Raw genomic sequence first — 24,096 nt, 5'->3', positions numbered from 1 at the left:
TGGGGCGCCGCCTCGTGCAACCTGCTCACCACTGCGGGCGCTCTGAGCAGTCGAATGGGGCCGCGCACCTTGGCGAATCTCAGCCTTTCATCGAAAAGCCGATCCGCCGGGGCACCGCTGCGACCTGTTTTTGTTCTGTCGCAAAGTGTATGCAGGAATTGTTCCCACGGCCAGCCACCGCGGCAGGCGAATCGTGAAGACTCAGCCCCCAGCGGCCGACCCGGCCACCTGCTGCAGCAGCTGCGCGGCCACGGCCACGGCGATCACCTCCGGCGCCTTGCCGACGATGCCGGGCACGCCGATGGGGCAGGTCACGCCGGCCAGTTCGGCCTCGGTGAAGCCGCGCTCGGCCAGGCGCCGGCGGAAGGTGGCCCACTTGGTGCGGCTGCCGATCATGCCGATGAAGGGCAGATCGCCCCGTGCGCGGCGGCGCTGCAGGCAGGCGGCGACGACGTCCAGGTCTTCGGCATGGCTGAAGCTCATCACCAGCACCAGCGAGCCCGCGGCCAGCGTGGGCACGGCGCCCTGCACGGGCTCGGAATGCTCGCAGACGGTGCCGGGCGCCGCCTGGGGCGGGAAGATGCCGTCGCGGCTGTCGATCCAGTGCAGCGCGAAGGGCAGCGGCGCCAGCACCCGGGCCAGCGCATGGCCGACGTGGCCGCCGCCGAAGAGCGCCACGGGCGTGAGGCGCGGAGCCAGCCGCTCGCGCAAGGCCGGCGCCTGGGCCGCCGTGATGCGTTCGAGCCGCACCTGCACCACGCCGCCGCAGCACTGCCCCAGGCTGGGGCCCAGCGCATGGCGCACCAGCCGGGTATCGGGCGCGCCGCCTGCGGGTGCGGCGGCCAGCCATTCGCGCGCATCGGCGATGGACTGCCATTCCAGATGCCCGCCGCCGATGGTGCCGATGACGGGCCCCTGGGCTGCGCCGAACACGGCCATCCAGGCGCCGGGCTCGCGCGGCGCCGAGCCTTGGATAGACTCCACCGTCACCAGGCATGCCGGCGCCGATGCCAGCCCGTCCAGCAGGCGCTGCAACGCCGTCATGTCGCCACCATCACCCATCCGCATGCTTCCTTTTTCGTGAACCCTGCCGCCGCGCCAGCCGGCGCACCAGGGTTCGAGCATAGCGAGGCGCCGTGCCAGCGCCGGCCCCGCTCCCACCTATTTCCGCATCGCACCGCCATGACCCAGCCCCCCCAAGCACCGCAGCCGCCCCGCCGCAAGCGCCCCTTCTGGCTGCCCGCCGGCCTGATGGCCGCCGTGGCCACGCTGATGAGCGCCTGCCGCCCGCCCGCCGTGCCGCCCGCGCAGCCACAAAGCCCCGCCGATGCCGGCCAGCCGCCCACGGTGGTGAATCCGGCACCGGCCGTGCGCGGGCCGGCCAGCCCTTCCGCCGCCACCACGCCCCGCGCCTACCGCAAGGACGCGGCCGCGCATCTCTACGGCCTGAACGCCGACCGCATCTACAAGGGCCAGCTGCAGCCGCTGCTCTACGCCATCGGCGTGCTGGAAGTGGACATCGACCGGGCGGGCCGCGTGACCGCCGTGCGCTGGATGCGCGCGCCGCGCCATGCGCCGGAGGTGATGAAGGAGATCGAGCGCACGGTGCGCGCCGCGGCGCCCTTCCCCGCGCCCACGCGCATGGGCAAGGTCACCTACACCGACACCTGGCTGTGGGACAAGTCGGGGCGCTTCCAGCTCGATACACTGACCGAAGGCCAGCTATGAAAAGAAGAGCACCCTGCGCGCATCTGGAGCGCGCTGCAGGGTTTTTCGGCCACACAGCGGCCGCGTGTCAGGAACCCCGGTAGGTGGAATAGCTCCAGGGGCTCACCAGCAGCGGCACGTGGTAGTGCTGGTCGGCATGGGCCACGCCGAAGTCCAGATGCACCACGTTCAGGAAGTTGGGTTCGGGCAGCTCCACGCCCCGGGCGCGGAAATACGCCGCCACATCGAAGCTCAGGCGATAGGTGCCGGGGCGCAGGCTGGCGTTGTCGAAGAGCGGCGCGTCGGTGCGGCCGTCGTGGTTGAGCACCAGCTGCTTGACCAGGGTGGCCGCGCCGCCGTCGGTGGCATACAGCGCCACTGCCATGCCCGCAGCGGGGCAGCCGTGCATGGTGTCGAGAACGTGGGTGCTCAGGCCCATAGGGAATCTCCTGTGATGACGGCCCACGGGATGCAGCGCCGTGTGGACCAAAAGTGTATACACTTTTGAGCAACTGCCCTCATCGCCCATGGAACCCTCCTCCACCAGCGCCATCGTCCAGTCGCTCACGCGCGCCATCGCCACGCAGCGCCTGCAGCCCGGCACCAAGCTGGCCGAGCAGAAGCTGGCCGATCACTTCGGCGTCTCGCGCACGCTGGTGCGCCAGGCGCTCTTCCAGCTCGCGCAGAACCGGCTGATCACGCTGGAGCCCGCGCGCGGCGCCTTCGTCTCCACCCCGTCGGAAGACGAGGCGCGCCAGGTCTTCGCCGTGCGCCGCATGCTGGAAGTGGAGATGACCCGCGCCTTCGTGCGGACCCGCACGCAGGGCAAGATCGCCGCGCTGCGCGAGCATGTGCTGCGCGAGCAGGCCGCCGTGGAAGGCACCGACGCCAGCAGCCGCACCGAGCTGCTGGGCGACTTCCACGTCCGCATGGCCGAGCTGATGGACAACGAAGTGCTGGCGCAGCTGCTGGGCGACCTGATCTCGCGCTGCGCCCTCATCACCCTGATGTACCAGTCCGCCAGCGCCGCCGCGCATTCGCATGAAGAGCACGGCGCCATCGTCGATGCGCTGGCCGCCGGCAACGAGGAACAGGCCGTGCAGCTGATGCAGGCCCATTTGCTGCATGTGGAGCAAAGCCTCGCCTTCGGCCAGCAGCGCCCGCTCAACGACCTGTCCGCGGCGCTGTCGCCGCTGCCTCTCTGACCCGACACCTCAACGCCATGACGCTCTACGACTCCACCCTGCCCTATCCGCGCGACCTGATCGGCTACGGCCGCAACCCGCCGCACGCCCGCTGGCCCGGCGGCGCGCGCGTCGCCGTGCAGTTCGTGCTGAACTACGAGGAAGGCGGCGAGAACAGCGTGCTGCACGGCGACGCGGGCAGCGAGCAGTTCCTCTCGGAAATGTTCAACCCCGCCGCCTACCCCGAGCGCCACATCAGCATGGAAGGCATCTACGAATACGGCTCGCGCGCCGGCGTGTGGCGCCTGCTGCGCGAATTCGAGCGCCGCGGCCTGCCGCTCACCGTATTCGGCGTGGCCACCGCGCTGCAGCGCCACCCCGATGTGGCAGCCGCCTTCGGCGAGCTGGGCTACGACATCGCCTGCCACGGCCTGAAGTGGATCCACTACCAGAACATTCCCGAAGACGTGGAGCGCGCCCACATGGCCGAGGCCATGGACATCCTCCGCAAGCTCACCGGCAACCGCCCGCTGGGCTGGTACACCGGCCGCGACAGCCCGCGCACGCGCCGCCTGGTGGCCGACTACGGCGGCTTCGCCTACGACAGCGACTACTATGGCGACGACCTGCCCTTCTGGATGAAGGTGCAGAAGACCGACGGCAGCACGGTGCCCCAGCTCATCGTGCCCTACACGCTGGACTGCAACGACATGCGCTTCGCGCTGCCGCAGGGCTATTCGCATGCCGACCCGTTCTTCCAGTACATGAAGGACACCTTCGACGCGCTCTATGCCGAGGGCGACCCGGCCGGCGACGACCGTCCCAAGATGATGAGCATAGGCATGCACTGCCGCCTGCTGGGCCGGCCCGGGCGCATCACCGCGCTGCAGCGCTTCCTGGACCACATCCAGCGCCACGACAAGGTGTGGGTCTGCCGCCGGCTCGACCTGGCGCAGCACTGGGCCGAGCAGCACCCGGCCCCCGGCCTCTGATCGACGGACATACAAACCCAATCGGCCTCTGGCGCTTATCCCACCTGCGCCAATAGCTCATATTTCAGGAGCACGACACCCATGCCACTGACGCTGGAACAACTCAACGCCGCGCCGGCCGACCAGGCCCTGGCGCTGCTGGAAGGGCTCTACGAGCATTCGCCCTGGATCGCCCAAGGCGCGCTGGCCGAGCGGCCCTTCCGCTCGCTCGCGCAATTGAAGTACGCCATGGTGCGCGTGCTGGCGCAGGCGCCGCACGAGGCCAAGCTCGCGCTGATCCGCGCCCACCCCGAGCTGGCCGGCAAGGCCATGGTGGCCCAGGCGCTCACGGCCGAATCGGCGAACGAGCAGAGCAAGGCCGGCCTCACGCAGTGCACGCCCGAAGAATTCGCGCGCATCCAGCAGCTCAACGCCGACTACAACGCCCGCTTCGGCTTCCCGTTCATCCTGGCCGTGCGCGGGCCGCGCGGCACGGGCCTGCCCAAGCAGGAAATCATCGACACCTTCGCCCGCCGCCTGGGCAACCCGGTGGACTTTGAGATGGCCGAGGCGCTGCGCAACATCCACCGCATCGCCGAGATCCGCCTGAACGACAAGTTCGGCTACGAACCCGCGCTGGGCAACGACGTGTGGGACTGGCAGGAAAGGCTGGCCGCGCACAGCGACCCGGGCTTCGCCGAACTCGGCCAGCTCACCGTCACCTACCTCACCGACGCGCACCGCGCCTGCGCCCAGCGCATCAGCCACTGGATGCGCGACTGCGGCTTCGACGAGGTCGAGGTGGACGCGGTGGGCAACGTGGTGGGCCGCTACCACGGCGCCACGCCCGACGCGAAGATCCTCATGACCGGCAGCCACTACGACACCGTGCGCAACGGCGGCAAGTACGACGGGCGCCTGGGCATCTTCGTGCCCATGGCCTGCGTGCGCGAGCTGCACCGCGCCGGCCGCCGCCTGCCCTTCGGCATCGAGGTGGTCGGCTTCGCCGAGGAAGAAGGCCAGCGCTACAAGGCCACCTTCCTGGGCTCGGGCGCGCTCATCGGCCACTTCAACAACGCCTGGCTGGACCAGCAGGATGCCGACGGCATCACCATGCGCGAGGCCATGCAGCACGCGGGCCTGTGCATCGACGACATCCCCAAGCTGCGCCGCGACGCGGCCCGCTACCTGGGCTTCATCGAGGTCCACATCGAACAGGGCCCGGTGCTGAACGAGCTGGACATCCCCCTGGGCGTGGTCACCTCCATCAACGGCGGCGTGCGCTACGTGTGCGAGATGGCCGGCATGGCCAGCCACGCCGGCACCACGCCCATGGACCGCCGCCGCGATGCCGCCGTGGGCGTGGCCGAGCTGGCCCTCTACGTGGAAAAGCGCGCCGCGCAGGATGGCGACTCGGTCGGCACCATCGGCCAGCTGCAGGTGCCCAGCGGCTCCATCAACGTGGTGCCCGGCCGCTGCCTCTTCAGCCTGGACCTGCGCGCGCCCACCGACCCGCAGCGCGACGCGCTGGAGCGCGACGTGCTGGCAGAACTCGCCGCCATCGCCCAGCGCCGGGGCCTGTCCTACACCTGCGAGCAGGCCATGAAGGCCGCCGCCGCGCCCAGCGCACCGGCCTGGCAGCAGCGCTGGGAACGCGCCGTGGATGCCCTGGGCGTGCCCGTCTTCCGCATGCCCAGCGGCGCCGGCCACGACGCCATGAAGCTGCACGAAATCATGCCCCAGGCCATGCTGTTCACGCGCGGCCTCAACAGCGGCATCAGCCACAACCCGCTGGAAAGCACCACGGCCGACGACATGCAACTGGCCGTCGATGCCTTCACCCACGTCTTGAACCAACTCGCCACGGAAAACCCATGAGCAACTACCAGCAACTCGACGCCTGGATCGACCAGCATTTCGACGAGGAAGTGCGCTTCCTGCAAGCCCTCGTGCAGGTGCCCACCGACACGCCCCCGGGCAACAACGCGCCGCACGCCGAGCGCACGGCCGAGCTGCTCCAGGGCTTCGGCTTCGAGGCCGAAAAGCACGCCGTGCCCGAGGCCGAGGTGCGCGACTACGGCATGCAGTCGATCACCAACCTGATCGTGCGCCGCCCCTACGGCCAGGCCGGCGACGGCGGCCGCACCATCGCCCTCAACGCCCACGGCGACGTGGTGCCGCCCGGCGAAGGCTGGACGCACGACCCCTACGGCGCAGAAATCGTGGACGGCAAGATGTACGGCCGCGCCACGGCCGTGAGCAAGAGCGACTTCGCCTCCTTCACCTTCGCCGTGCGCGCGCTGGAAGCCGTCGCCAGGCCCGCCAAGGGCGCGGTGGAACTGCACTTCACCTACGACGAGGAATTCGGCGGCGAACTCGGCCCCGGCTGGCTGCTGAAGAAGGGCCTGACCAAGCCCGACCTGATGATCGCCGCCGGCTTCAGCTACGAAGTCGTCACCGCCCACAACGGCTGCCTGCAGATGGAAGTCACCGTGAACGGCAAGATGGCCCACGCCGCCGTGCCCGACACCGGCGTGGACGCGCTGCAGGGCGCCGTGCAGATCCTGAAGGCGCTCTACGCGCAGAACACGGCCTACAAGCAGATCACGTCCAAGGTCGCGGGCATCAAGCACCCCTACCTGAACGTGGGCCGCATCGAAGGCGGCACCAACACCAACGTCGTGCCCGGCAAGGTGGTGTTCAAGCTCGACCGCCGCATGATCCCCGAGGAGAACCCGGCCACCGTGGAAGCCGACATCCGCCGCGTGATCGCCGAGGCCGCCGCCGGCCAGCCGGGCATCACCGTGGAGATCAAACGCCTGCTGCTGGCCAACTCCATGAAGCCGCTGGCGGGCAATGCGCCGCTGGTGAGCGCCATCCAGCGCCACGGCGAAGCCCTCTTCGGCCAGCCCGTGCCCGCCATGGGCACGCCGCTCTATACCGACGTGCGCCTCTACGGCGAAGCCGGCATCCCCGGCGTGATCTACGGCGCCGGCCCGCGCACGGTGCTGGAATCGCACGCCAAGCGCGCCGACGAGCGCCTGGACCTCGAAGACCTGCGCCGCGCCACCAAGGTCATCGCGCGGGCGCTGAGCGACCTGCTGGCCTAACCACACCGCACACGAAAAAGCCGGCCCGGGCAGCGCTGCCCGGGCCGGCTTTTTTATGGCTCCATGCGGGCCGCGCTGGGTGCGAGCCAGCAGCGGCCCAGGGGCGCCGCTCAACCCGGCACGCGGGCCTCGGAGAGCGGCGCGGGGGACTGGCGCAGCGCATCGTCGTACGGCATCTGGCTGCACCCCAGCTGCGCGGCAACGGCCGGGCGCCCGGTTTCGAGGCGCCACAACGTCATCGCGTTGCGGCTGTAGGCGCTGGCGGCCTCCGCCAGATACGGGTAGCGCTCCACCGCCCTGGAAGGCCCCAGCACCCACACGACGCCGGAACGGCACAGCAGGCGCGGCAGGGAGGCCGGCAGCAGCAGGCGCACGGACGCGGCGGCCCGATCGAACTGGCCGGCATCGGCGATTTCCTTGCGCTGGTCGTCTCGCTGCTGGATCGCCGGGTCGTCCCAGTTCTCGATCACCGCCACCGGGGTGCGCAGGCCCGCATAGAACGGCAGGTCGAAATAGTAGGTGTCGAGCATCACGACGGGCTCTGCCGCCTGGCGGCTTTCGCTCAGCGCCTGCGCGAAGGCGCGCATGGAGTTCTGCGGATGCACGGTCAGCCACGTCAGCGCCCCCAGCGCGAGCGCCGTGCCCGTGCCCGCCGCCAGGAACCACAGGCCCGACTGCAGGCGGGAGACGCGCTCCCGCGACAGATAGCCCTGCGCCGCCAGGGCGGCCAGAGGCACCACCGCAGGCATGACATAGCCCAGCAGCTTGGACTTGGGCAGCGAGAAGAAGCCCACGATGACGGCCGCCCAGATCCACAGCAGCAGCCGAACCGAACGGTGCTCAGGCGACGCGCCGCTGCCGAGCGGCCTGCAGGCGCGGGCCATCCACGGCAGCCACGGCAGGAAGAAGAGCGCCAGCGCGGCCGGATAGAACCAGATGGGCATCACGTTGTTGAACCCGGCCTCAGCGAAGCGCTTGAAATGCTGCACCACGAAGAAGTAGTACAGGAAGTCCGGAAAGCGCTGCTGCATGGCGAAGAACCACGGCGCCGTCAGGCACAGGAACAGCAGCGGCCCGGCCCACCAGAAGAGGCCGCCCAGGCGCCGCCAGCGCCGCTGCGCGACGAGCCACAGGAACACCACCAGCGCCGGCAGCACGAAGCCGATCAGGCCCTTGGCCAGCACGCCGAGCGCGGCCATGCCCCAGGCGGCGAGCAGCACCCGGCGATGCGGCAGCGCATGCTCGGCCAGCATCACGGCGTGCGCGAGCAGGCAGATGGTGGCGACGATGCAGCCGGCGACCAGCGTGTCCAGGTTGGCGAATTGCGCGCCCATGATCCAGAGCGGCTGCGCCATGAGCACCAGCAGGCCCATCCGCCCCGCCCGCTCGCTCCACCAGCGGCGCAGGAAGGCGTAGGAAGCCCACGAACCGGCCAGGGCGCCGAGCATGGGCGCCACGCGCGCCGCGCCTTCGTGGTTGCCGAACAGCCAGAGCGAGCTGGCCGTGATCCAGTAAAAGAGCGGCGGCTTGTGGAAGTACGGCAGGCCGTTGATGGTGGGCGTGAGCCAGTCGCCCGAGCGCAGCATTTCCCACGCGATGCCCACGTAGCGGCCCTCGTCGGGCAGCATCAGCGGACGCAGGCAGGCCGTGGCGGCCCACCAGGCCAGCACCAGCAGGGCGACCGCCACCATTCCCGGCTGCGCCGGGTTCTTGTTGTTCACCGTCATCAATCCGCCCTCTTCAGACCCTGGCCCAGTTCACGCTTGATGACGTAGAGGGGCCGTGCCTTGACCTCTTCCGCAATCCGCCCCACGTATTCGCCCACGATGCCCAGCGACAGCAGCTGCACCCCGGAAAAGCCCATCAGGCCGACCACGATGGTCGTCCAGCCGCTGATCGCATGCCCGTAGAGCAGGTAGGCGATGGTCAGGTAGGCCCCGTAGAGCAGCGCCAGCACCGCCAGCACCAGGCCCATGGCGCTCACGGCCCGCAGGGGCCAGGCGGTGAAGCCGGTCAGCCCGTCGAGCGAAAGCCGGATCAGCGCCAAAGGGCTGAAGCTGGTGCGGCCGTGCAGCCGGGCGCTGGGCATGTAGGGGACGGCGGTGGCATCGAAGCCGACCCACGCATAGAGGCCTTTCATGAAGCGGTTGCGCTCGGGCAGGGACAGCAGGGCATCGACCACGCTGCGGTCCATGAGCCGGAAGTCCCCGGCCCCGGCGGGCACCTGGAATCGCCCGCCCATGTTCACGATGGCATAGAACCAGCCCGCGCCCCAGCGCTTGAAGACGCCTTCGTCGTGCCGATCCTGGCGCTGGGCATAGACCATGTCCGAGCCCTCGCTCCAGTGCTGGAGGAAGACGGGAATGAGGGACGGGGGATGCTGCAGGTCGCCATCCATCGTCACCACGGCGTCGCCCTGCGCCGCCTCCAGGCCCGCCATGAGGGCCGCCTCCTTGCCGAAGTTCCGCGACAGCAGCAGCGCACGGAAGCCCGGCCGCTGCGCCCAGTGGGCAAGCACCATGCTGGTCGCATCCGAGCTGCCGTCGTCCACCAGGATGATCTCCCAGCTTTCGACGCAGGCGGCCAGCGCCTCCTGGAGCTGCGGCAGCAGCTTTTCCAGATTGGCCGCCTCGTTGTGGCAGGGCACGACGCAGGAAAGGGACGCGAGTTGCCGAGGCTTGGCTTGCACGGCCATCAGAGCCCCTTCCTGGCGGCCGCGGCCAGGCCAGGCCCCGGCGAGCGCATCGCTATCGACTGCGGCGGCTGATCCGGCGCGCAAGGCGCGAACGCCCCCGGCCGCTGGGGCACCGAAGCCCGGCCGTTGAAAGAGAGGAAGAGAACATGATCCAGCGGCATGGCAATCGACGGAAACCCAATAGGACACTGTGCGGCCCGATATTGGTACGACTGCCTTAACGCAACCTTAGAACGTGTTCACGATCTCGCAGGGGATCGCGTTGGAACGCAATCGGGATGAGTGGATGCCTCGGATGCGCCGCATGGGCTGGTGTCCATGCAAGCAGCCGGGGCGTTCAATCGCCCGATTTCGCTCCAACCCGAAGGGCTGCTACGTCGGCGGGCGGTCTGCGGCGTTGCGGCGCTTGTGGATAGCCGTGCTATCCACTGCGCACCGCGCCTTGCATCCCATCCCGCCGACGTAGCTGCGCGACCCCTGGGAGATCGTAAACACGTTCTTAGAACGTGTTCCCGATCTCGCAGGGGATCGTCAATGAGACCTCACAGAGGCGTGCGGAACCCCTCGTCGTGAAGCCCCCCGCCCGCTGCACTCAATAGCGAGCGCGGGGCATCAGGCCGGATCGTCGCTCCGGCCGCCCGTGCCGAACAGCACGTCGCGCGCAGCCAGCAGCTTCTGCACCTTCGAGCCCATCCGCATCAGCTGGGCGAGGGATTCGGGCGACAGCCGCTGCAGATCGTCGAACCAGGTGTTGGCCAGGTCCACCAGCCCATGCATCTGGCGCATGCGTTCCTGGGCGAAGGCGTCTTCGGGCGAGGTGGCGTCGGCCAGCAGCGATTCGCGCAGCACCGACAGCGTGGGCGCCACCTCGCGCCGGCGCCGCTCGGCGGCCACCACGCGGAAGATCTCCCACACATCGCCCAGCGACGAGAAGTACTCGCGCCGGTCGCCCGGCACGCGGCTTTGCCGCACCAGCCCCCAGGACTGCAGCTCCTTGAGCCCGATGCTCACGTTGGAGCGCGAGATGCCCAGCTTCTCGCCGATGTCGTCGGCATGCAGCTGCCGCTCGGTGACGAAGAGCAGCGCATAGATCTGCCCCACCGTGCGGTTGATGCCCCAGCGACTGCCCATCTCGCCGAAGTGGCTGACGAAGGTTTGAACGAGAGGTGTCACCGCTTGATTCTTTCAAAAAATTCTGAAAATTAGACAAGCAAATTATCCCACGCACCTTTGACTCACATCAAAAACACGCCCAGCACACCGTCCAAGATGCGCAACAAAGTGATGCAACGCATCGGCAAAGATTTAAACTTTCAGAAATTACTGAAATTTAAGAAGCATCATGGCACGGCACACGGCGTTGAATGGCAGCGAGTCTCCACTTGCGCTGCAAGCACCCGTGCCCTGCCCGGCCGTGCAGGCCGTGCCGCAGTCGCGCCTGGCCAATGCCGTGCTGGCCCTGGCCGCCCTGCTCTGGGTGGGCCAGGCCGCATCGCTGGCGGTGGCCGTGCAGCGGCTGGCCGATGGCCAGGGCTGGGCCGCCGTGACGGGGCCGGCGCTGGCCTATGCGCTGCTGGGCGTGGTGCGCGCCACGGGCGAGGCCTGGGCCGGCCGGCGCATCTTCGCCGCGGCGCGGCGATACGTGAGCGCGGCACGGGCCGAAGCCTGCGCGGCGCTGGCCCGCCGCTCCCCGATGGATGGCGCCCGAGCGGCCTCCGGCCAGGCGGCCAGCGCCATGGCCGAACAGGCCGAAGCCCTGCTGCCCTGGCTGCTGCGCTACCAGCCCGCCCGCTGGCGGACCCTGGCGGTGCCGCCGGTGCTGGCGCTGGCCGTGGCCAGCCAGTCGTGGCTGGCGGCGCTGATCCTCGTTGCCGCCGCGCCGCTGATTCCGCTGGCGATGGCCCTGGTCGGCTGGCAGGCCCGGGCGGCCAGCGAATCGCAGCTGCAGGCGCTGGGCGGCATGAACGGCTTCCTGCTCGACCGCCTGCGCGGGCTGGCGACTTTGCGCGCACTGGGCGCCGTCGATGCCACGGCGCGCCGGCTGCGCGCCTCGGCCGAAACCCTGCGCCAGCGCACCATGCGCGTGCTGCGCATCGCCTTCCTTTCTTCCGCATCGCTGGAGCTGTTCTCGGCGCTGGCCGTGGCCCTGGTGGCCGTCTATGTGGGCTTTCATCTGCTGGGCCAGTTCAGCGCCGGCAGCTGGGGCCAGCGCCTCTCGCTGGGCCAGGGCCTCTTCGTGCTGCTGCTGGCGCCGGCCTTCTTCGAGCCGCTGCGCGATCTGGCCGCCGCCTGGCATGACAAGGCCGCCGGCCAGGCCGCGCTGCAGGCGCTGCAGCAGCTGCAGGCCGGCGACGCACTGCCGCTGCCGGGCGCGCTGGACGAGCCCACTCCCCGGCCCGATGCGCCTTGCGCCGCCAGCGTGGAACTGCGCGCCGTGGGCTTGCAGCACGCAGGCGAGGCGCCGGTTCTTGCAGGCGTGGATCTCTTCGTGGGCGCGGGCGAGCATGTGGCGCTGGTGGGCGCGAGCGGCGCGGGCAAGACCACGCTGCTCTCGCTCATCGCCGGCCTGCTGCCCGCCTCCAGCGGCGAGGTGCTGATCGACGGCACGCGGCTCGAAGAAGCCAGCGCCGCCGCCCTGCGCAGCCGCATGGCCTGGATCGGCCAGAAGCCGCACATCTTCTCGGGCACCGCGCTGGACAACGTGAGCCTGGACCGCCCCGGCGTGCTGCACCGCCACGCTGCCGCGGCGCTGCGCCACGCGGGCCTGGGCGATGCCGGCCGCATCGTGCCGGGCAGCGCGCTGGGCGAAGGCGGCACGGGCCTCTCGGGCGGCGAAGCCGTGCGGCTGGCCCTGGCGCGCGCCACCGCGGCCGGCCCGGCCGACCTGTGGCTGCTGGACGAGCCCACGGCCCACCTGGACAGCGCCACCGCCCACGCCGTGGTCGATGCGCTGCTGCGCATGGCCCGGGGCCGCACCCTGATCGTCGCCACGCACGACCTGGCGCTGGCCGCGCGCATCGGGCGCGTGGTGCACATCGGGCAGTTGGGCGACGCCGCCCCACGGAGAGCCGCATGAACACGCACCCGCATCGCCGCGCTGCGCACCGCCCCGGCCTGGGCGCCGTGCTGCGCCTCTTCATCGCCACCAGCGGCCGGCGCCTGCTGCTGGGCATGCTGCTGGCCGCCATCACCGTGCTGGCGGGCATGGCGCTGCTGGGCTTCTCGGGCTGGTTCATCACCGGCACGGCGCTCGCCGGCCTCTCGGCCGCAGCGGCCTTCACCTTCAACGTGTTCATGCCCAGCGCCAGCATCCGCCTGCTGGCGCTGGGCCGCACGGCCGGGCGCTATGCGGAGCGCATGGTGACGCACGACGCCAGCTTCGCTGTGCTGGCCGCGCTGCGCGAGCGGCTCTTTCGCGGCTGGGCGCAGCCCCAGGGCCTGCGCGCCCTGCAGCAGCGGCCCGCGCGCCTGCTGTTCCGCCTGACGCACGACATCGATGCGCTCGAATCGCTCTACCTGCGCGTGGCCGTGCCCGCAGGCGCCGCCCTGGGCGCCGCGCTGCTGGCCGGCGGCGTGCTGGGCGCGCTGGACTGGCGCCTGGGCCTGGCCACCTTCGCCTGGCTGCTGCTGTGCGGCGGCGGCGTGGCGCTCTTGGCGGCACGCCGCGCCCGCAGCGCCGCCCTGCGCCGCGCACGCGGCCTGGAACGGCTACGCGAACAGGCCATCGACCTGGTGGCCGGCCAGACCGAGCTGGCCATGGCCGGCCGGCTGCCCGCGCAATGCCAGCGGCTCGCCCGCACCGATGCCCGCCTGGCCGGTGCCGAAGACGCGCTGCACCGCCTGGAAACCCGCACCGGCTGGACCTACGCCGTGGCCGGGCATGCCACCGTCGCCGCCGTGCTGCTGGCGATGGGTGCGCTGGCGCAGGCCGGCGCCGTGACCGCGCCGCTGGCCGCGCTGGCCCTGCTGCTGGCGCTCTCCGCGCTGGAACCCTTCGCCGCGCTGCGCCGGGGCGCGCTGGAAGCCGGCCGCAGCGCACTGGCCGCCCGCCGCCTGGCGCCGCGCCTGGCCGCGCCCGCTGCCGACGCAGGCGCCCTGCCCCCGCCCGCCGCCAACGATGCGGCGCTGCGCATGGACGCGGTGCGCGCCGGTTATGCCCACGGCGGCGACATCCTGCACGGCATCGACCTGGCCATCGCCCGGGGCGAACGGGTGGCCGTGGTGGGCGCGAGCGGCGCAGGCAAATCCACCCTGCTGGCCCTGGCCGCGGGCGAGCTACGCCCCGCCGCCGGCAGCGTGCAGGCCGAGGCCGGCACCTGGCTCACGCAGCGCACCGAACTCTTCCAGGACAGCCTGCGCGACAACCTGCTCCTGGCCGACCCGGCCGCGAGCGACGAGCAGCTCTGGTCCGCCCTGCAGGCCAGCGGCCTCGCGGCCGACGTGCAGCGCCTGGCGCGCGGGCTGGACACGCCCTTGGGCGAAGGCGGCCTGGGCCTCTCGGGCGGGCAGGCGCGCCGGCTGGCGCTGGCGCGGCTGCTGCTGCACCCGGCCGGCTTCTGGCTGCTGGACGAGCCCACCGAGAGCCTGGACGGCCCCACCGCCGCCGACGTGCTGGAGCGCCTGGCCCGCCACGCCGGCCGCCGCACCGTGCTGATCGCCACCCACCTGCGCCGCGAGGCCCTGCTGGCCGACCGGCTCATCGTGCTCGCGCAGGGCCGCATCGCGGCCGAGCACCTGCGCGGCACCCCGCCATTCGATGCCGTGCTGGCCACGCTGCGCCAGCACTGAACACGCACGCATTTCCCCACCTTCCTCGCTCATTCCCTCCAGAAAGGATCTCCACCATGGACCTCGACGTCGTCGGCTTATCGCGGCTGCAGTTCGCGATGACCGCGCTCTACCACTTTCTCTTCGTGCCGCTCACGATCGGGCTGGCCGTGCTGCTGGCCATCATGGAAACGGTCTATGTGATGACCGGCCGCACCGTCTGGCGCCAGATGACCAAGTTCTGGGGCGTGCTGTTCGGCATCAACTTCGCGCTGGGCGTCTCCACCGGCATCGTGATGGAGTTCCAGTTCGGCATGAACTGGAGCTACTACAGCCACTACGTGGGCGACATCTTCGGCGCGCCGCTGGCCATCGAAGGGCTGATGGCCTTCTTCCTGGAGGCCACCTTCGTCGGCATGTTCTTCTTCGGCTGGGAACGCATGTCCAAGGTGGCGCACTGCGTGGTGACCTGGCTGGTGGCCCTGGGCACCAACTTCTCGGCGCTGTGGATCCTGATCGCCAACGGCTGGATGCAGAACCCCGTGGGCGCCAAGCTCAACCCGCAGACCCTGCGCATGGAAGTGGACAGCTTCTACGACGTGCTGTTCAACCCGGTGGCGCAGGCCAAGTTCGTGCACACGGTGTCGGCCGGCTACACCATCGCCGCGCTCTTCGTGCTGGGCGTTTCGGCCTGGTATCTGCTCAAGGGCCGGCATGTCGAGCTGGCCAAGCGCTCGATGACGGTGGCCGCCTCCTTCGGCCTGGCCGCCGCGCTGTCGGTGGTGGTGCTGGGCGACGAGAGCGGCTATGCCACCAGCGCGCACCAGAAGATGAAGCTCGCGGCCATCGAAGCCATGTGGGACACCGAGCCCGCCCCAGCCTCGTTCACCGCCATCGGCTGGCCCGACCAGCAAGCCCGCGCCACGCACTACGCCGTGCACATTCCCTGGGTCATGGGCCTGATCGGCACGCGCTCGCTGGATACGCAGATCCCGGGCATCAACGACCTGGTCAAGCAGTCCGAAGGCTATATCCGCGACGGTATCCAGGCCTACGATGCGCTGCAGCAGATCCGCGCCGCCGGCTCCGACGCGGCCATCCCCAACCATGCGCGCATGGTGTTCGAGCTGCACGGCAACCGGCTGGGCTACGCGCTGCTGCTCAAGCGCTACGTGGATGACCCGCGCCAGGCCACCGAGGCGCAGATCGCCCAGGCCGCCTGGGACACGGTGCCGCAGGTCGCGCCGCTCTACTGGTCGTTCCGCGTGATGGTGGGCCTGGGCCTCTTCTTCATCGCGCTCAACGCCGTCTTCTTCTGGCTCTCGGCCCGCCGCCGGCTCGATGCCTATCCCTGGCTGCTGAAGCTGGCCGTGTGGTCCATCCCCCTGCCCTGGATCGCCGCCGAATGCGGCTGGATCGTGGCCGAGCTGGGCCGCCAGCCCTGGGCGGTGGAAGGCGTGCTGCCCACGGCCGTGGCCGTCTCCGAGCTGGGCGCAGGCACCGTGCTGTTCACGCTGCTGGGCTTCGCCGCCATCTACACCGTGCTGATCGTGGTGGAGATGAAGCTCATGCTCAAGGCCATCCGCAAGGGGCCCGACCCTGAGACGCCGCTCTCGCACGGGGCCGCCGCGCCGCTGATCGGCGCCGTGCGCCCGGGCACCTCGCAACCCACCACCTTCGAACCCGCCGGAGACGCAGCATGATTCTTCATACCCTTCTCGACTACGACACGCTGCGCGTCATCTGGTGGCTGCTGCTGGGCGTGCTGCTGGTGGGCTTCGCCGTCACCGACGGGTTCGACCTGGGCGTGGGCACGCTGTTGCCCTTCGTGGCCCGCACCGACGTGGAGCGGCGCGTGGTCATCAACACCGTGGGCCCCATCTGGGAGGGCAACCAGGTCTGGCTGATCCTGGGCGGCGGCGCCATCTTCGCCGCCTGGCCGCACATCTACGCAATGTCGTTCTCGGGCTTCTACCTGGCGATGTTCGCCATCCTGTTCGCGCTGATCCTGCGGCCCGTGGGCTTCAAGTACCGCAGCAAGCGCGAGAGCGCCGCATGGCGCAGCACCTGGGACTGGGCGCTCTTCATCGGCGGCTTCGTGCCCGCGCTGATCTTCGGCGTGGCGCTGGGCAACGTGCTGCAGGGCGTGCCCTTCCGCTTCACGAACGACATGCGCATGGTCTATGAAGGCAGCTTCCTCGGCCTGCTGAACCCGTTCGCGCTGCTGGCCGGGCTGGTCTCCGTGGCCATGCTGGCCATGCACGGCGGCGCCTGGCTGGCGCTCAAGACCGAAGGCGCCGTGGCCGAACGCTCGCGCAGCTTCGCCACCGTCGCCGCGCTCGCCACCATCGCGCTCTACGCCCTCGCCGGCGTGGCGCTCTGGAAGCTGGTGGGCGGCTACGAGCTGACCAGCGCCCATGTAGCCAACGGCCCGTCCAACCCGCTCGCCAAGACCGTGGCCTCGGGCGTGGCCGGCGGCTGGTTCACCAACTACCGGAACCACCCCTGGACGATGCTGGCGCCGGTGCTCGGCTTCGCCGGCGCGCTGCTGGCGCTCCTCGGCCTGCGCGCCCGCTGGGAAGGCATCACGGTGATCTTCAGCGGCCTTTCGGTGGCGGGCATCGTGCTGAGCGTGGGGGCTTCGATGTTCCCGTTCATCGTGCCTTCGTCCATCGACCTGCGCTCGGCGCTCATGGTGTGGGACGCCTCCTCCAGCCACCTGACGCTCTTCATCATGCTGGTCTGCGCCCTGGTCTTCGTGCCGCTGATCCTGGCCTACACCACCTGGGTGTACCGCGTGATGTGGGGCAAGGTCCGCGCCCACGACATCACCCATGGCGACCACGCCTACTGAACACGGCATTCCGCCCCACTACACCGATCGAAAGGAAACAACCATGTGGTACTTCGCCTGGATTCTCGGCCTCCCGCTGGCGGCAGCCTTCGCCGTGCTGAACGCAATGTGGTACGAACTGATGGACGACGAGGCGCGCAAGCGCCAGCCCGCCCCGCGCCGCTGAGGGCTTCGCCGATGGGTGGGGCCTGCCCCGGCGCCTGAAGGCAGCGCAGCGGACCAGCCCAGCCAGGACGCGCCGCGCGCGAGGGGCGGGTCCGGCATTGCCTACACTCTTCTCGGGACTGCCCACCATAGACACAGAGAGGAGATCCACCCATGCAACTTCGCCACACGCTGCTGGCCACCAGCCTTGCGCTGGCCCTGGCCAGCCTGACCGCCTGCGGTACGCCGCAGCGCGATGCCGCCGCGCCACCCGCGGCCTCCGTCGCCGCACCGAAGCATTCCGCCATGCCCGTGGCGGAGCCGCCCGCCGCAGCGCCCGCCCCGGCCGCGCAGCAGACCGCTGCCGCCCAGGCGGCCAGCGCGGCCTATGACTTCGACATGGACATCTTCCACCCGGTCGTCGCCCGCAACGGCATGGTGGCGACCGAGCAGGAACTGGCCTCGCAGATCGGCCTGGACATCCTCAAGTCCGGCGGCAACGCGGTGGACGCGGCCGTGGGCATCGGCTTCGCGCTGGCCGTGGCGCTGCCCAATGCAGGCAACCTGGGCGGCGGCGGCTTCATGGTCGTGCACGACGCCAAGACCGGCAAGAACATCGCCCTCGACTTCCGCGAGGTGGCGCCCGCAGGCGCCTCGCGCGACATGTACCTGGACGCGAACGGCAAGGTGGTGGACGGCAAGTCGCTCTACACGCACTACGCCATCGGCGTGCCCGGCACGGTGGCCGGCATGGAGCATGCGCTCAAGAGCTGGGGCACCCTGCCGCTGGCCAAGGTGGTGGCGCCCGCCGCCGCGCTCGCGGCCAAGGGCTTTCCGGTCAGCGAGACGCTGGCCAAGATCCTGCAGCAGGAAAAGAAGAACATGGGCCAGTGGCCCGCCACGCGCGCCATCTTCTGGAAGAACGGCGAGCCGCTCAAGGCCGGCGACACGCTGGTGCAGAAAGACCTGGCCGCCTCCATCCGCCTGATCGGCCAGCAGGGCGCACGCGCCTTCTACCAGGGCGCGATCGCGCAGAAGATCGCCGCCGAGACCGCGCCGCACGCCGGCGCCGTCACGCTGGCCGACCTGCGCAGCTACAAGGTGGTCGAGCGCGCCCCCACCACCGGCACCTACCGCGGCTACGAGATCGTCACCATGCCGCCGCCCTCTTCCGGCGGGCCGCACCTGGTGCAGATCCTGAACATGCTCGAACCCCTGCCGCTCGCCCAGTGGGGCTCCAACAGCGCGCAGACCATCCACTACCTGGCCGAGAGCATGAAGCTGGCCTATGCCGACCGCTCCGAATACCTGGGCGATCCGGACTTCGTGAAGATCCCGCTCAAGGGCCTGACCTCCAAGGCCTACGCCGCGCAATTGCTCAAGACCATCGACCCGAACGCCGCGCGCTCGGCCAAGAGCATCAAGCCGGGCCAGCCCCAGCCGTATGAGAGCGACCAGACCACGCACTACTCGGTGGTGGACAAGGCCGGCAATGCGGTGGCCGTGACCTACACGCTCAACACCAACTTCGGCAGCGGCATCGTCGCGCGGGGCACGGGCATCATGCTCAACAACGAGATGGACGACTTCTCGGCCAAGCCCGGCGTGGCCAACGCCTACGGCCTGGTGGGCGGCGACGCCAACGCGGTCGCCCCCGCCAAGCGCCCGCTGTCGTCCATGACGCCCACCATGGTGCTGAAAGACGGCCAGCCCGTGCTGGTGACGGGCAGCCCCGGCGGCGCACGCATCATCACCGCCGTGCTGCAGACCGTGGTGAACGTGATCGACTTCGGCATGAACCCGGCCGAGGCCGCGAGCGTGCCGCGCGTGCACCACCAGTGGACGCCGGACGAGCTGCGCGTGGAAAAGGGCCTCTCGCCCGACACCATCGCGCTGCTCAAGGCCCGTGGCCACAACGTGGTGGTCAAGCCCACCATGGGCCGCACGCAGACCATCCAGCTGCGCGGCGGCGCGCTGTACGGCTATTCGGACCCGCGCAACCCCGACGGCAAGACGCTGGGCTACTGAAAACCGCGCGCGAAACCGCACCAAGCCGGGTCACGCAAGCCGCCTTCGGGCGGCTTTTTCGTGCCCAGCCGCACCGTGATAGTGCGAATCGGCAACGACGATGCGCCAAAGTGGTTCAGAAAATTGACACAAGTTTGAGCAAAAATGCGGCGAAACCCCAATCCCCATCGGGGTCACCAGCTATTGAATCGATAGCACCACGGGTTTCCCCGCAAACCATGGGCATAACAATTGCCTACAGTTCTTGCATACAACCCTTGTAGGCGTTTGGAGCTATCCATGTCCCGTCTTTTCCGATCCCTCTTCGGCCAGGTCGTCCTGGCACTCATTGCCGGCGTGGTGCTGGGCCTGCTCTGGCCCGACAAGGCCGTCGCGCTCAAGCCGCTGGGCGACGGCTTCATCAAGCTCATCAAGATGCTCATCCCGCTGATCGTCTTCTGCGTGGTGGTGCACGGCATCGCCGGCACGGGCGATCTGCGGCGGGTGGGCCGGGTGGGCGTCAAGGCCCTGATCTATTTCGAGGTCGTCACCACCATCGCGCTGGCGCTGGGCCTGGGCCTGGCCTTCCTCTTCGAGCCCGGCGTGGGCATGAACGTGGACCCGAGCCTGCTGGATGGCTCCGCGCTGAACGCCTATGCCTCCAACGCCGACAAGCTGGCGAGCGGCGGCTTCAGCGACTTCATCCTCAAGCTCATCCCGACCACCGCCATCAGCGCCTTCTCCTCGGGCGACGTGCTGCAGGTGCTGCTCTTCTCCATCGTCTTCGGCGTGGCGCTGTCGCTGCTGGGCGAGCGGGGCGCGCGCGTGGCGGGGCTGATCGAAGAGCTCTCGCTGGTGCTGTTCAAGATCATGGGCCTGCTCATCCGCCTGGCGCCGCTGGGCGTGCTGGGCGCCATCGCGTTCACGGTGGGCAAGTACGGCATCGGCTCGCTCAAGCAGCTGGGCATGCTGGTGGCGCTCTTCTACCTGGCCGTGTTCCTGTTCGTGGCCGTGGTGCTGGGCCTGATCATGCGGGTGTCGGGCTTCAGCCTGTTCAAGCTGCTGCGCTACCTGCGCGAAGAGCTGGCCGTGGTGTTCGCCACCACCTCGTCCGACAGCGTGCTGCCCCAGGTGATGGCCAAGCTCAAGAACATGGGCATCCGCGATTCGACCGTGGGCCTGGTGATTCCCACCGGCTATTCGTTCAACCTGGACGCCTTCTCCATCTACATCACGCTGGCGGCCGTGTTCATCGCCCAGGCCACCAACACGCCCATCGGCATGGCCGACCTGCTGACCATCCTGGCGATCTCGCTGGTCACTTCCAAGGGCGCGCACGGCGTGCCGGGCTCGGCCATCGTGGTGCTGGCCGCCACGCTGCACGCGGTGCCGGCGATTCCTGCCATCGGCCTGGTGCTGGTGCTGTCGGTGGACTGGTTCATGGGCATCGCCCGCGCCCTGGGCAACCTGATCGGCAACTGCGTGGCCACGGTGGCCATTGCCGCCTGGGAGGGCGACATCGACCGTGAACGCGCCCGCGCCGTGCTGAACAACGAGAACGTTCCGCCCCTTGCCTGAAGGCAACAGGTCACAGGCCACAGGCAACAGGCAAGTCGGCGCTCCGCTGCACGGCGGGCGCCACGGCCGACCAGGCCAGGAACTCCCTGGCACGATCCAGAGCTGGACACAATTGGTAACTTCCTGATAAAAAAGATACCTATTGACACATGACTCCCCTGTAATAGGCGAAGTCGCCTGTCGGCCTTCAAAGGTATTCCATGCTGCACACACTGCGTTCCCGCATCCTCTTCATCACCACCGCCACGGTGGTCTGCGCGCTGGCCATCACGGGCGCAGCCACCTACCACATCACCCGCACCAATACGTTCGAGACCATCGAGCAGGACCTGAACGCCGTGGCCGCGGGCAACGCCATGGCCGTGGACAAGTGGGTGGAAGCCAAGGGCGATGCCGTGAAGGCCACGGCCGCCACGGTGCAGTACGGTGACCCGCAAGGCTTCGTCGCGCTGATGGGCAAGGCCAACGGCTTTCCCGTCACCACCATAGGCTGGAAGGACAAGACCTTCCTGTCCTCCACCTCCGCCGCGCCGGGCTACGACCCCACCGCGCGCCCCTGGTACAAGACCGGCGCCGAGGCCGGCAAGCTCACCGTCACCAAGCCCTACGGCGATTCGACCACCGGCATTCCCTACGTGGCGTTCGTGGCGCCCATGCTGCGCAACGGCCAGCTCGAAGGCGTGCTGAGCGGCGCCGTGCCGCTGGACGGCGTGCGCGAGGTGGTCTCGGCCATCCGGCCCACGCCCAAGAGCTTCGGCTTCGTGGTCAACGCCGCCGGCCAGATCCTGGCCCATGCCAACACCAAGCTGGTGCTCAAGCCGGCCACCGACATCTCCCCGCTGCTCACGCCCGCCACCCTGGCCTCGCTGACCCAGTCGAGCCAGCCGCTCGAGATCGACATGGACGGCGCCGCCAAGCTGCTCAAGGGGCAAGCCATCACAGGCACCGACTGGACCCTGGTGGTGGCGCTGGACAGGGCCGAAGCCACGGCCGGCCTGGGCAACGTGCTGCACACCCTGATCATCGCCATCGTGCTGCTGGCCATCGCCGCCGCCGGCATCGGGGCGGCGCTCTCCTCGGCCTCGTTCCGCCGCCTGTCGGAAGTGCGCGACGCCATGGACGAAGTCGGCTCGGGCAGCGGCGACCTGACCTACCGCCTGCCGGTGCATGGCCGCGACGAGGTGGCGCAGATCTCCGCCTCGTTCAACACCTTCGTGGACAAGATCGGCGCCGTGCTGCACGACGTGCGCCGGGGCGTCGATTCCATCAAGACCGCCACCGACGAGATCCGTGCCGGCAACCAGGACCTGTCCAACCGCACCGAAGGCTCGGCCAGCGCGCTGGAAGAGACCTCCGCCTCGCTCTCCGAGCTGACCGGCACGGTGCAGCAGTCGGCCGACGCGGCCGCGCAGGCCACGCGCCTAGCCCAGTCGGCCAGCGTCACGGCCGCACGCGGCGGCGAAGTGGTGGCCAGCGCCGTGGCGACCATGGACGAGATCACCGCGGCCTCGGCCAAGATCGGGGAGATCATCGGCGTGATCGACTCCATCGCCTTCCAGACCAACATCCTGGCACTGAACGCCGCCGTCGAAGCCGCACGTGCGGGCGAGAACGGCCGCGGCTTCGCCGTGGTGGCCAGCGAAGTGCGCAGCCTGGCGCACCGCAGCGCCACCGCCGCCAAGGAGATCAAGACGCTGATCGATGCCTCCGGCGCCAGCGTCTCCACCGGCACGCAGCGCGTGCAGGCCGCCGGCAAGACCATGGGCGAGATCGTGCGCGACATCCAGCAGGTCACGCAGATCATCGGCGAGATCAACGCCACCATGAACGAGCAGAGCAGCGGCATCGGCCAGATCAACCAGGCCGTCGCCGAGATGGACCGCGCCACGCAGCAGAACGCCGCGCTGGTGGAGGAATCCACCGCCGCCTCGGCCGTGCTCAACGACCAGGCCCACAACCTGGCGCGCATCGTGAGCACCTTCAAGCTCGACGAGGACCGCACGGGGTCGCAACTGCCGGCACTGCCGCGCTGAGCAAGCGCAGGCCGCGGCCCCACAATCGCCCCATGCCCATCAGCCCGCTGCAGATCGCCCGCCAAGTCGTCGAATCCATCCTGGCCCAGAAGCTGGCGCCCGGCGAACGGCTGGGCGAGCAGGATCTGGCCGATCTCTTCAAGGTCAGCCGCACCCTGGTGCGCGAGGCGCTGATGCAGCTGCAGGCGCGCGGCTTCGTCGAGGTGCGGCCCCGGCGCGGCTGGTACGTGGTGGAGCCGTCGGTGGACGACGCGCGGGACGCCTTCTCGGCGCGCCGCATCATCGAGTCGGGCATCCTCGCCGACGCCGGCCTGCCGCTGCAGCAGGCCGTGGTCAAGCGCCTGCGCGCGCACATCGACGAGGAGCGCCAGGCCATCGAGGGCGCCGACGCCGCCACCCGCGCCTTCCTGCTGGCGGACTTCCATGTCTGCCTGGCCGAGGCCATGGGCCACCGCAGCCTCTGCGGCATCCTGCGCGACCTCACGGCCCGCACCACGCTGGCCGCATCGCTCTACCAGTCGCAGCACGACGCCAGCGAATCCTGCGCCGACCATGCCGCCATCGTCGAAGCCCTGGAATCCGGCGACAAGGCCCTGGCGCGCGAACGCATGCTGGCCCACATCGGGCAGGTGGAAGACGCCCTGAACCCCGCGCAGCCGCTGGTGCGCGACCGGCTGCGCGAATCGCTCGCGCCGCTGCCGGCCGCAGCGCGCGAGAGCTGACGCAAGGCCTGGCCGAGCCGGGCAGCCTCCGCACCTTCTCCATCGCGCCGCACCGGGGCGCGCCAACTCCGCCAGTCTCGTCACCCCCGCCATGGCTGGCATAGCCGGCCCGCCGGGCGCGCCCGCACCCGCCCCCGCCACCGCGCGCCAAGCCCTTGCCGAGAGGCCCTGAAGCCGCCCGGAAATTCCGCGCATGCATTTTGCTAACTCCGCCGGCAAGCGGGTAACTCCCAGGCATCGCACCAACTTGATGCCTTGGAATGCACTCTTTTTTTGTATACAAACATGGATGCATTAAACGAGTGCAAAAACACCCGCCGGCCC

Annotated in this window: 19 protein-coding genes; 14 read left to right on the top strand and 5 right to left on the bottom strand. The window is 69.8% G+C overall.

From position 1 onward, the window contains the following. Window positions 1-201: 201 nt before the first annotated feature. Window positions 202-1,044: a xanthine dehydrogenase accessory protein XdhC gene (gene xdhC, locus BM070_RS12280; RefSeq protein WP_092939701.1), complete on the bottom strand. Its 843-nt coding sequence runs from the start codon at window positions 1,042-1,044 to the stop codon at window positions 202-204. 207 nt (window positions 1,045-1,251) lie between these two features. On the opposite strand from xdhC, the gene BM070_RS12275 reads away from it, so the two are divergent. Continuing rightward, complete coding sequence (locus tag BM070_RS12275) at window positions 1,252-1,728, top strand: energy transducer TonB (protein ID WP_092939821.1); 477 nt, start codon at window positions 1,252-1,254, stop codon at window positions 1,726-1,728. 67 nt (window positions 1,729-1,795) lie between these two features. On the opposite strand, the gene uraH is transcribed toward BM070_RS12275, so the two are convergent. Next, the gene (uraH, locus tag BM070_RS12270) at window positions 1,796-2,146 is read right to left on the bottom strand and encodes a hydroxyisourate hydrolase (RefSeq protein ID WP_092939700.1); all 351 of its coding nucleotides are present in this window, start codon (window positions 2,144-2,146) and stop codon (window positions 1,796-1,798) included. Between the two features lie 88 nt (window positions 2,147-2,234). On the opposite strand from uraH, the gene BM070_RS12265 reads away from it, so the two are divergent. The 4 genes from BM070_RS12265 to BM070_RS12250 all read left to right on the top strand — a co-directional run bounded on the left by BM070_RS12265 (window position 2,235) and on the right by BM070_RS12250 (window position 6,972). After that, window positions 2,235-2,912, top strand: coding sequence for a GntR family transcriptional regulator (locus tag BM070_RS12265; protein WP_092939699.1), 678 nt, complete (start codon window positions 2,235-2,237; stop codon window positions 2,910-2,912). 17 nt (window positions 2,913-2,929) lie between these two features. Next, window positions 2,930-3,883 carry an allantoinase PuuE gene (gene puuE / locus BM070_RS12260; RefSeq protein ID WP_092939698.1) on the top strand — a complete coding sequence of 318 codons (954 nt, stop codon included), beginning with the start codon at window positions 2,930-2,932 and terminating at the stop codon, window positions 3,881-3,883. A gap of 81 nt (window positions 3,884-3,964) precedes the next feature. After that, window positions 3,965-5,740 carry a 2-oxo-4-hydroxy-4-carboxy-5-ureidoimidazoline decarboxylase gene (gene uraD, locus BM070_RS12255; protein ID WP_092939697.1) on the top strand — a complete coding sequence of 592 codons (1,776 nt, stop codon included), beginning with the start codon at window positions 3,965-3,967 and terminating at the stop codon, window positions 5,738-5,740. Further along, window positions 5,737-6,972 (top strand): M20 family metallopeptidase, encoded by a 1,236-nt coding sequence (locus tag BM070_RS12250; protein WP_092939696.1) that lies wholly within the window; start codon window positions 5,737-5,739, stop codon window positions 6,970-6,972. Before uraD ends, BM070_RS12250 begins: the two co-directional genes overlap by 4 nt. Before the next feature lie 110 nt (window positions 6,973-7,082). On the opposite strand, the gene BM070_RS12245 is transcribed toward BM070_RS12250, so the two are convergent. The 3 genes from BM070_RS12245 to BM070_RS12235 all read right to left on the bottom strand — a co-directional run bounded on the left by BM070_RS12245 (window position 7,083) and on the right by BM070_RS12235 (window position 10,840). Next, complete coding sequence (locus BM070_RS12245) at window positions 7,083-8,699, bottom strand: ArnT family glycosyltransferase (RefSeq protein WP_092939695.1); 1,617 nt, start codon at window positions 8,697-8,699, stop codon at window positions 7,083-7,085. Next, window positions 8,699-9,667, bottom strand: coding sequence for a glycosyltransferase family 2 protein (locus BM070_RS12240; RefSeq protein ID WP_092939694.1), 969 nt, complete (start codon window positions 9,665-9,667; stop codon window positions 8,699-8,701). Before BM070_RS12240 ends, BM070_RS12245 begins: the two co-directional genes overlap by 1 nt. Window positions 9,668-10,279: 612 nt before the next feature. Beyond that, window positions 10,280-10,840, bottom strand: a complete 561-nt coding sequence (locus BM070_RS12235) for a GbsR/MarR family transcriptional regulator (RefSeq protein ID WP_092939693.1) — start codon at window positions 10,838-10,840, stop codon at window positions 10,280-10,282. A gap of 169 nt (window positions 10,841-11,009) precedes the next feature. Between BM070_RS12235 and cydD the strand changes: the two genes are divergently transcribed. From cydD to BM070_RS12190, 9 genes are all read left to right on the top strand, one after another. Further along, window positions 11,010-12,743 (top strand): thiol reductant ABC exporter subunit CydD, encoded by a 1,734-nt coding sequence (cydD, locus tag BM070_RS12230; RefSeq protein WP_092939692.1) that lies wholly within the window; start codon window positions 11,010-11,012, stop codon window positions 12,741-12,743. After that, complete coding sequence (locus BM070_RS12225) at window positions 12,740-14,455, top strand: amino acid ABC transporter ATP-binding/permease protein (RefSeq protein WP_092939691.1); 1,716 nt, start codon at window positions 12,740-12,742, stop codon at window positions 14,453-14,455. The genes cydD and BM070_RS12225 overlap by 4 nt, the downstream gene beginning before the upstream one ends. Window positions 14,456-14,511: 56 nt before the next feature. After that, window positions 14,512-16,137: a cytochrome ubiquinol oxidase subunit I gene (locus tag BM070_RS12220; protein ID WP_092939690.1), complete on the top strand. Its 1,626-nt coding sequence runs from the start codon at window positions 14,512-14,514 to the stop codon at window positions 16,135-16,137. Beyond that, window positions 16,134-17,288: a cytochrome d ubiquinol oxidase subunit II gene (cydB, locus tag BM070_RS12215; protein WP_092939689.1), complete on the top strand. Its 1,155-nt coding sequence runs from the start codon at window positions 16,134-16,136 to the stop codon at window positions 17,286-17,288. The genes BM070_RS12220 and cydB overlap by 4 nt, the downstream gene beginning before the upstream one ends. Window positions 17,289-17,331: 43 nt before the next feature. Then, window positions 17,332-17,454, top strand: coding sequence for a cytochrome bd-I oxidase subunit CydX (gene cydX, locus BM070_RS12210; protein WP_092939688.1), 123 nt, complete (start codon window positions 17,332-17,334; stop codon window positions 17,452-17,454). A 152-nt stretch (window positions 17,455-17,606) separates the two neighbouring features. Then, window positions 17,607-19,460, top strand: a complete 1,854-nt coding sequence (ggt, locus tag BM070_RS12205; RefSeq protein WP_092939687.1) for a gamma-glutamyltransferase — start codon at window positions 17,607-17,609, stop codon at window positions 19,458-19,460. Window positions 19,461-19,739: 279 nt separating this feature from the next. After that, complete coding sequence (locus BM070_RS12200) at window positions 19,740-21,017, top strand: C4-dicarboxylate transporter DctA (protein ID WP_092939686.1); 1,278 nt, start codon at window positions 19,740-19,742, stop codon at window positions 21,015-21,017. Window positions 21,018-21,217: 200 nt separating this feature from the next. Further along, window positions 21,218-23,050 carry a methyl-accepting chemotaxis protein gene (locus tag BM070_RS12195; RefSeq protein ID WP_092939685.1) on the top strand — a complete coding sequence of 611 codons (1,833 nt, stop codon included), beginning with the start codon at window positions 21,218-21,220 and terminating at the stop codon, window positions 23,048-23,050. Window positions 23,051-23,082: 32 nt separating this feature from the next. Further along, entirely contained in the window at window positions 23,083-23,772 is a 690-nt protein-coding gene (locus tag BM070_RS12190; protein WP_092939684.1) for a GntR family transcriptional regulator, read from the top strand. The last annotated feature ends 324 nt before the right edge of the window (window positions 23,773-24,096 follow it).

Origin of the sequence: Paracidovorax wautersii (assembly GCF_900113035.1) — a bacterium.
Taxonomy (GTDB): Bacteria; Pseudomonadota; Gammaproteobacteria; order Burkholderiales; family Burkholderiaceae_C; genus Paracidovorax; species Paracidovorax wautersii.
This window is presented reverse-complemented; position numbering and strand designations above follow the sequence as displayed.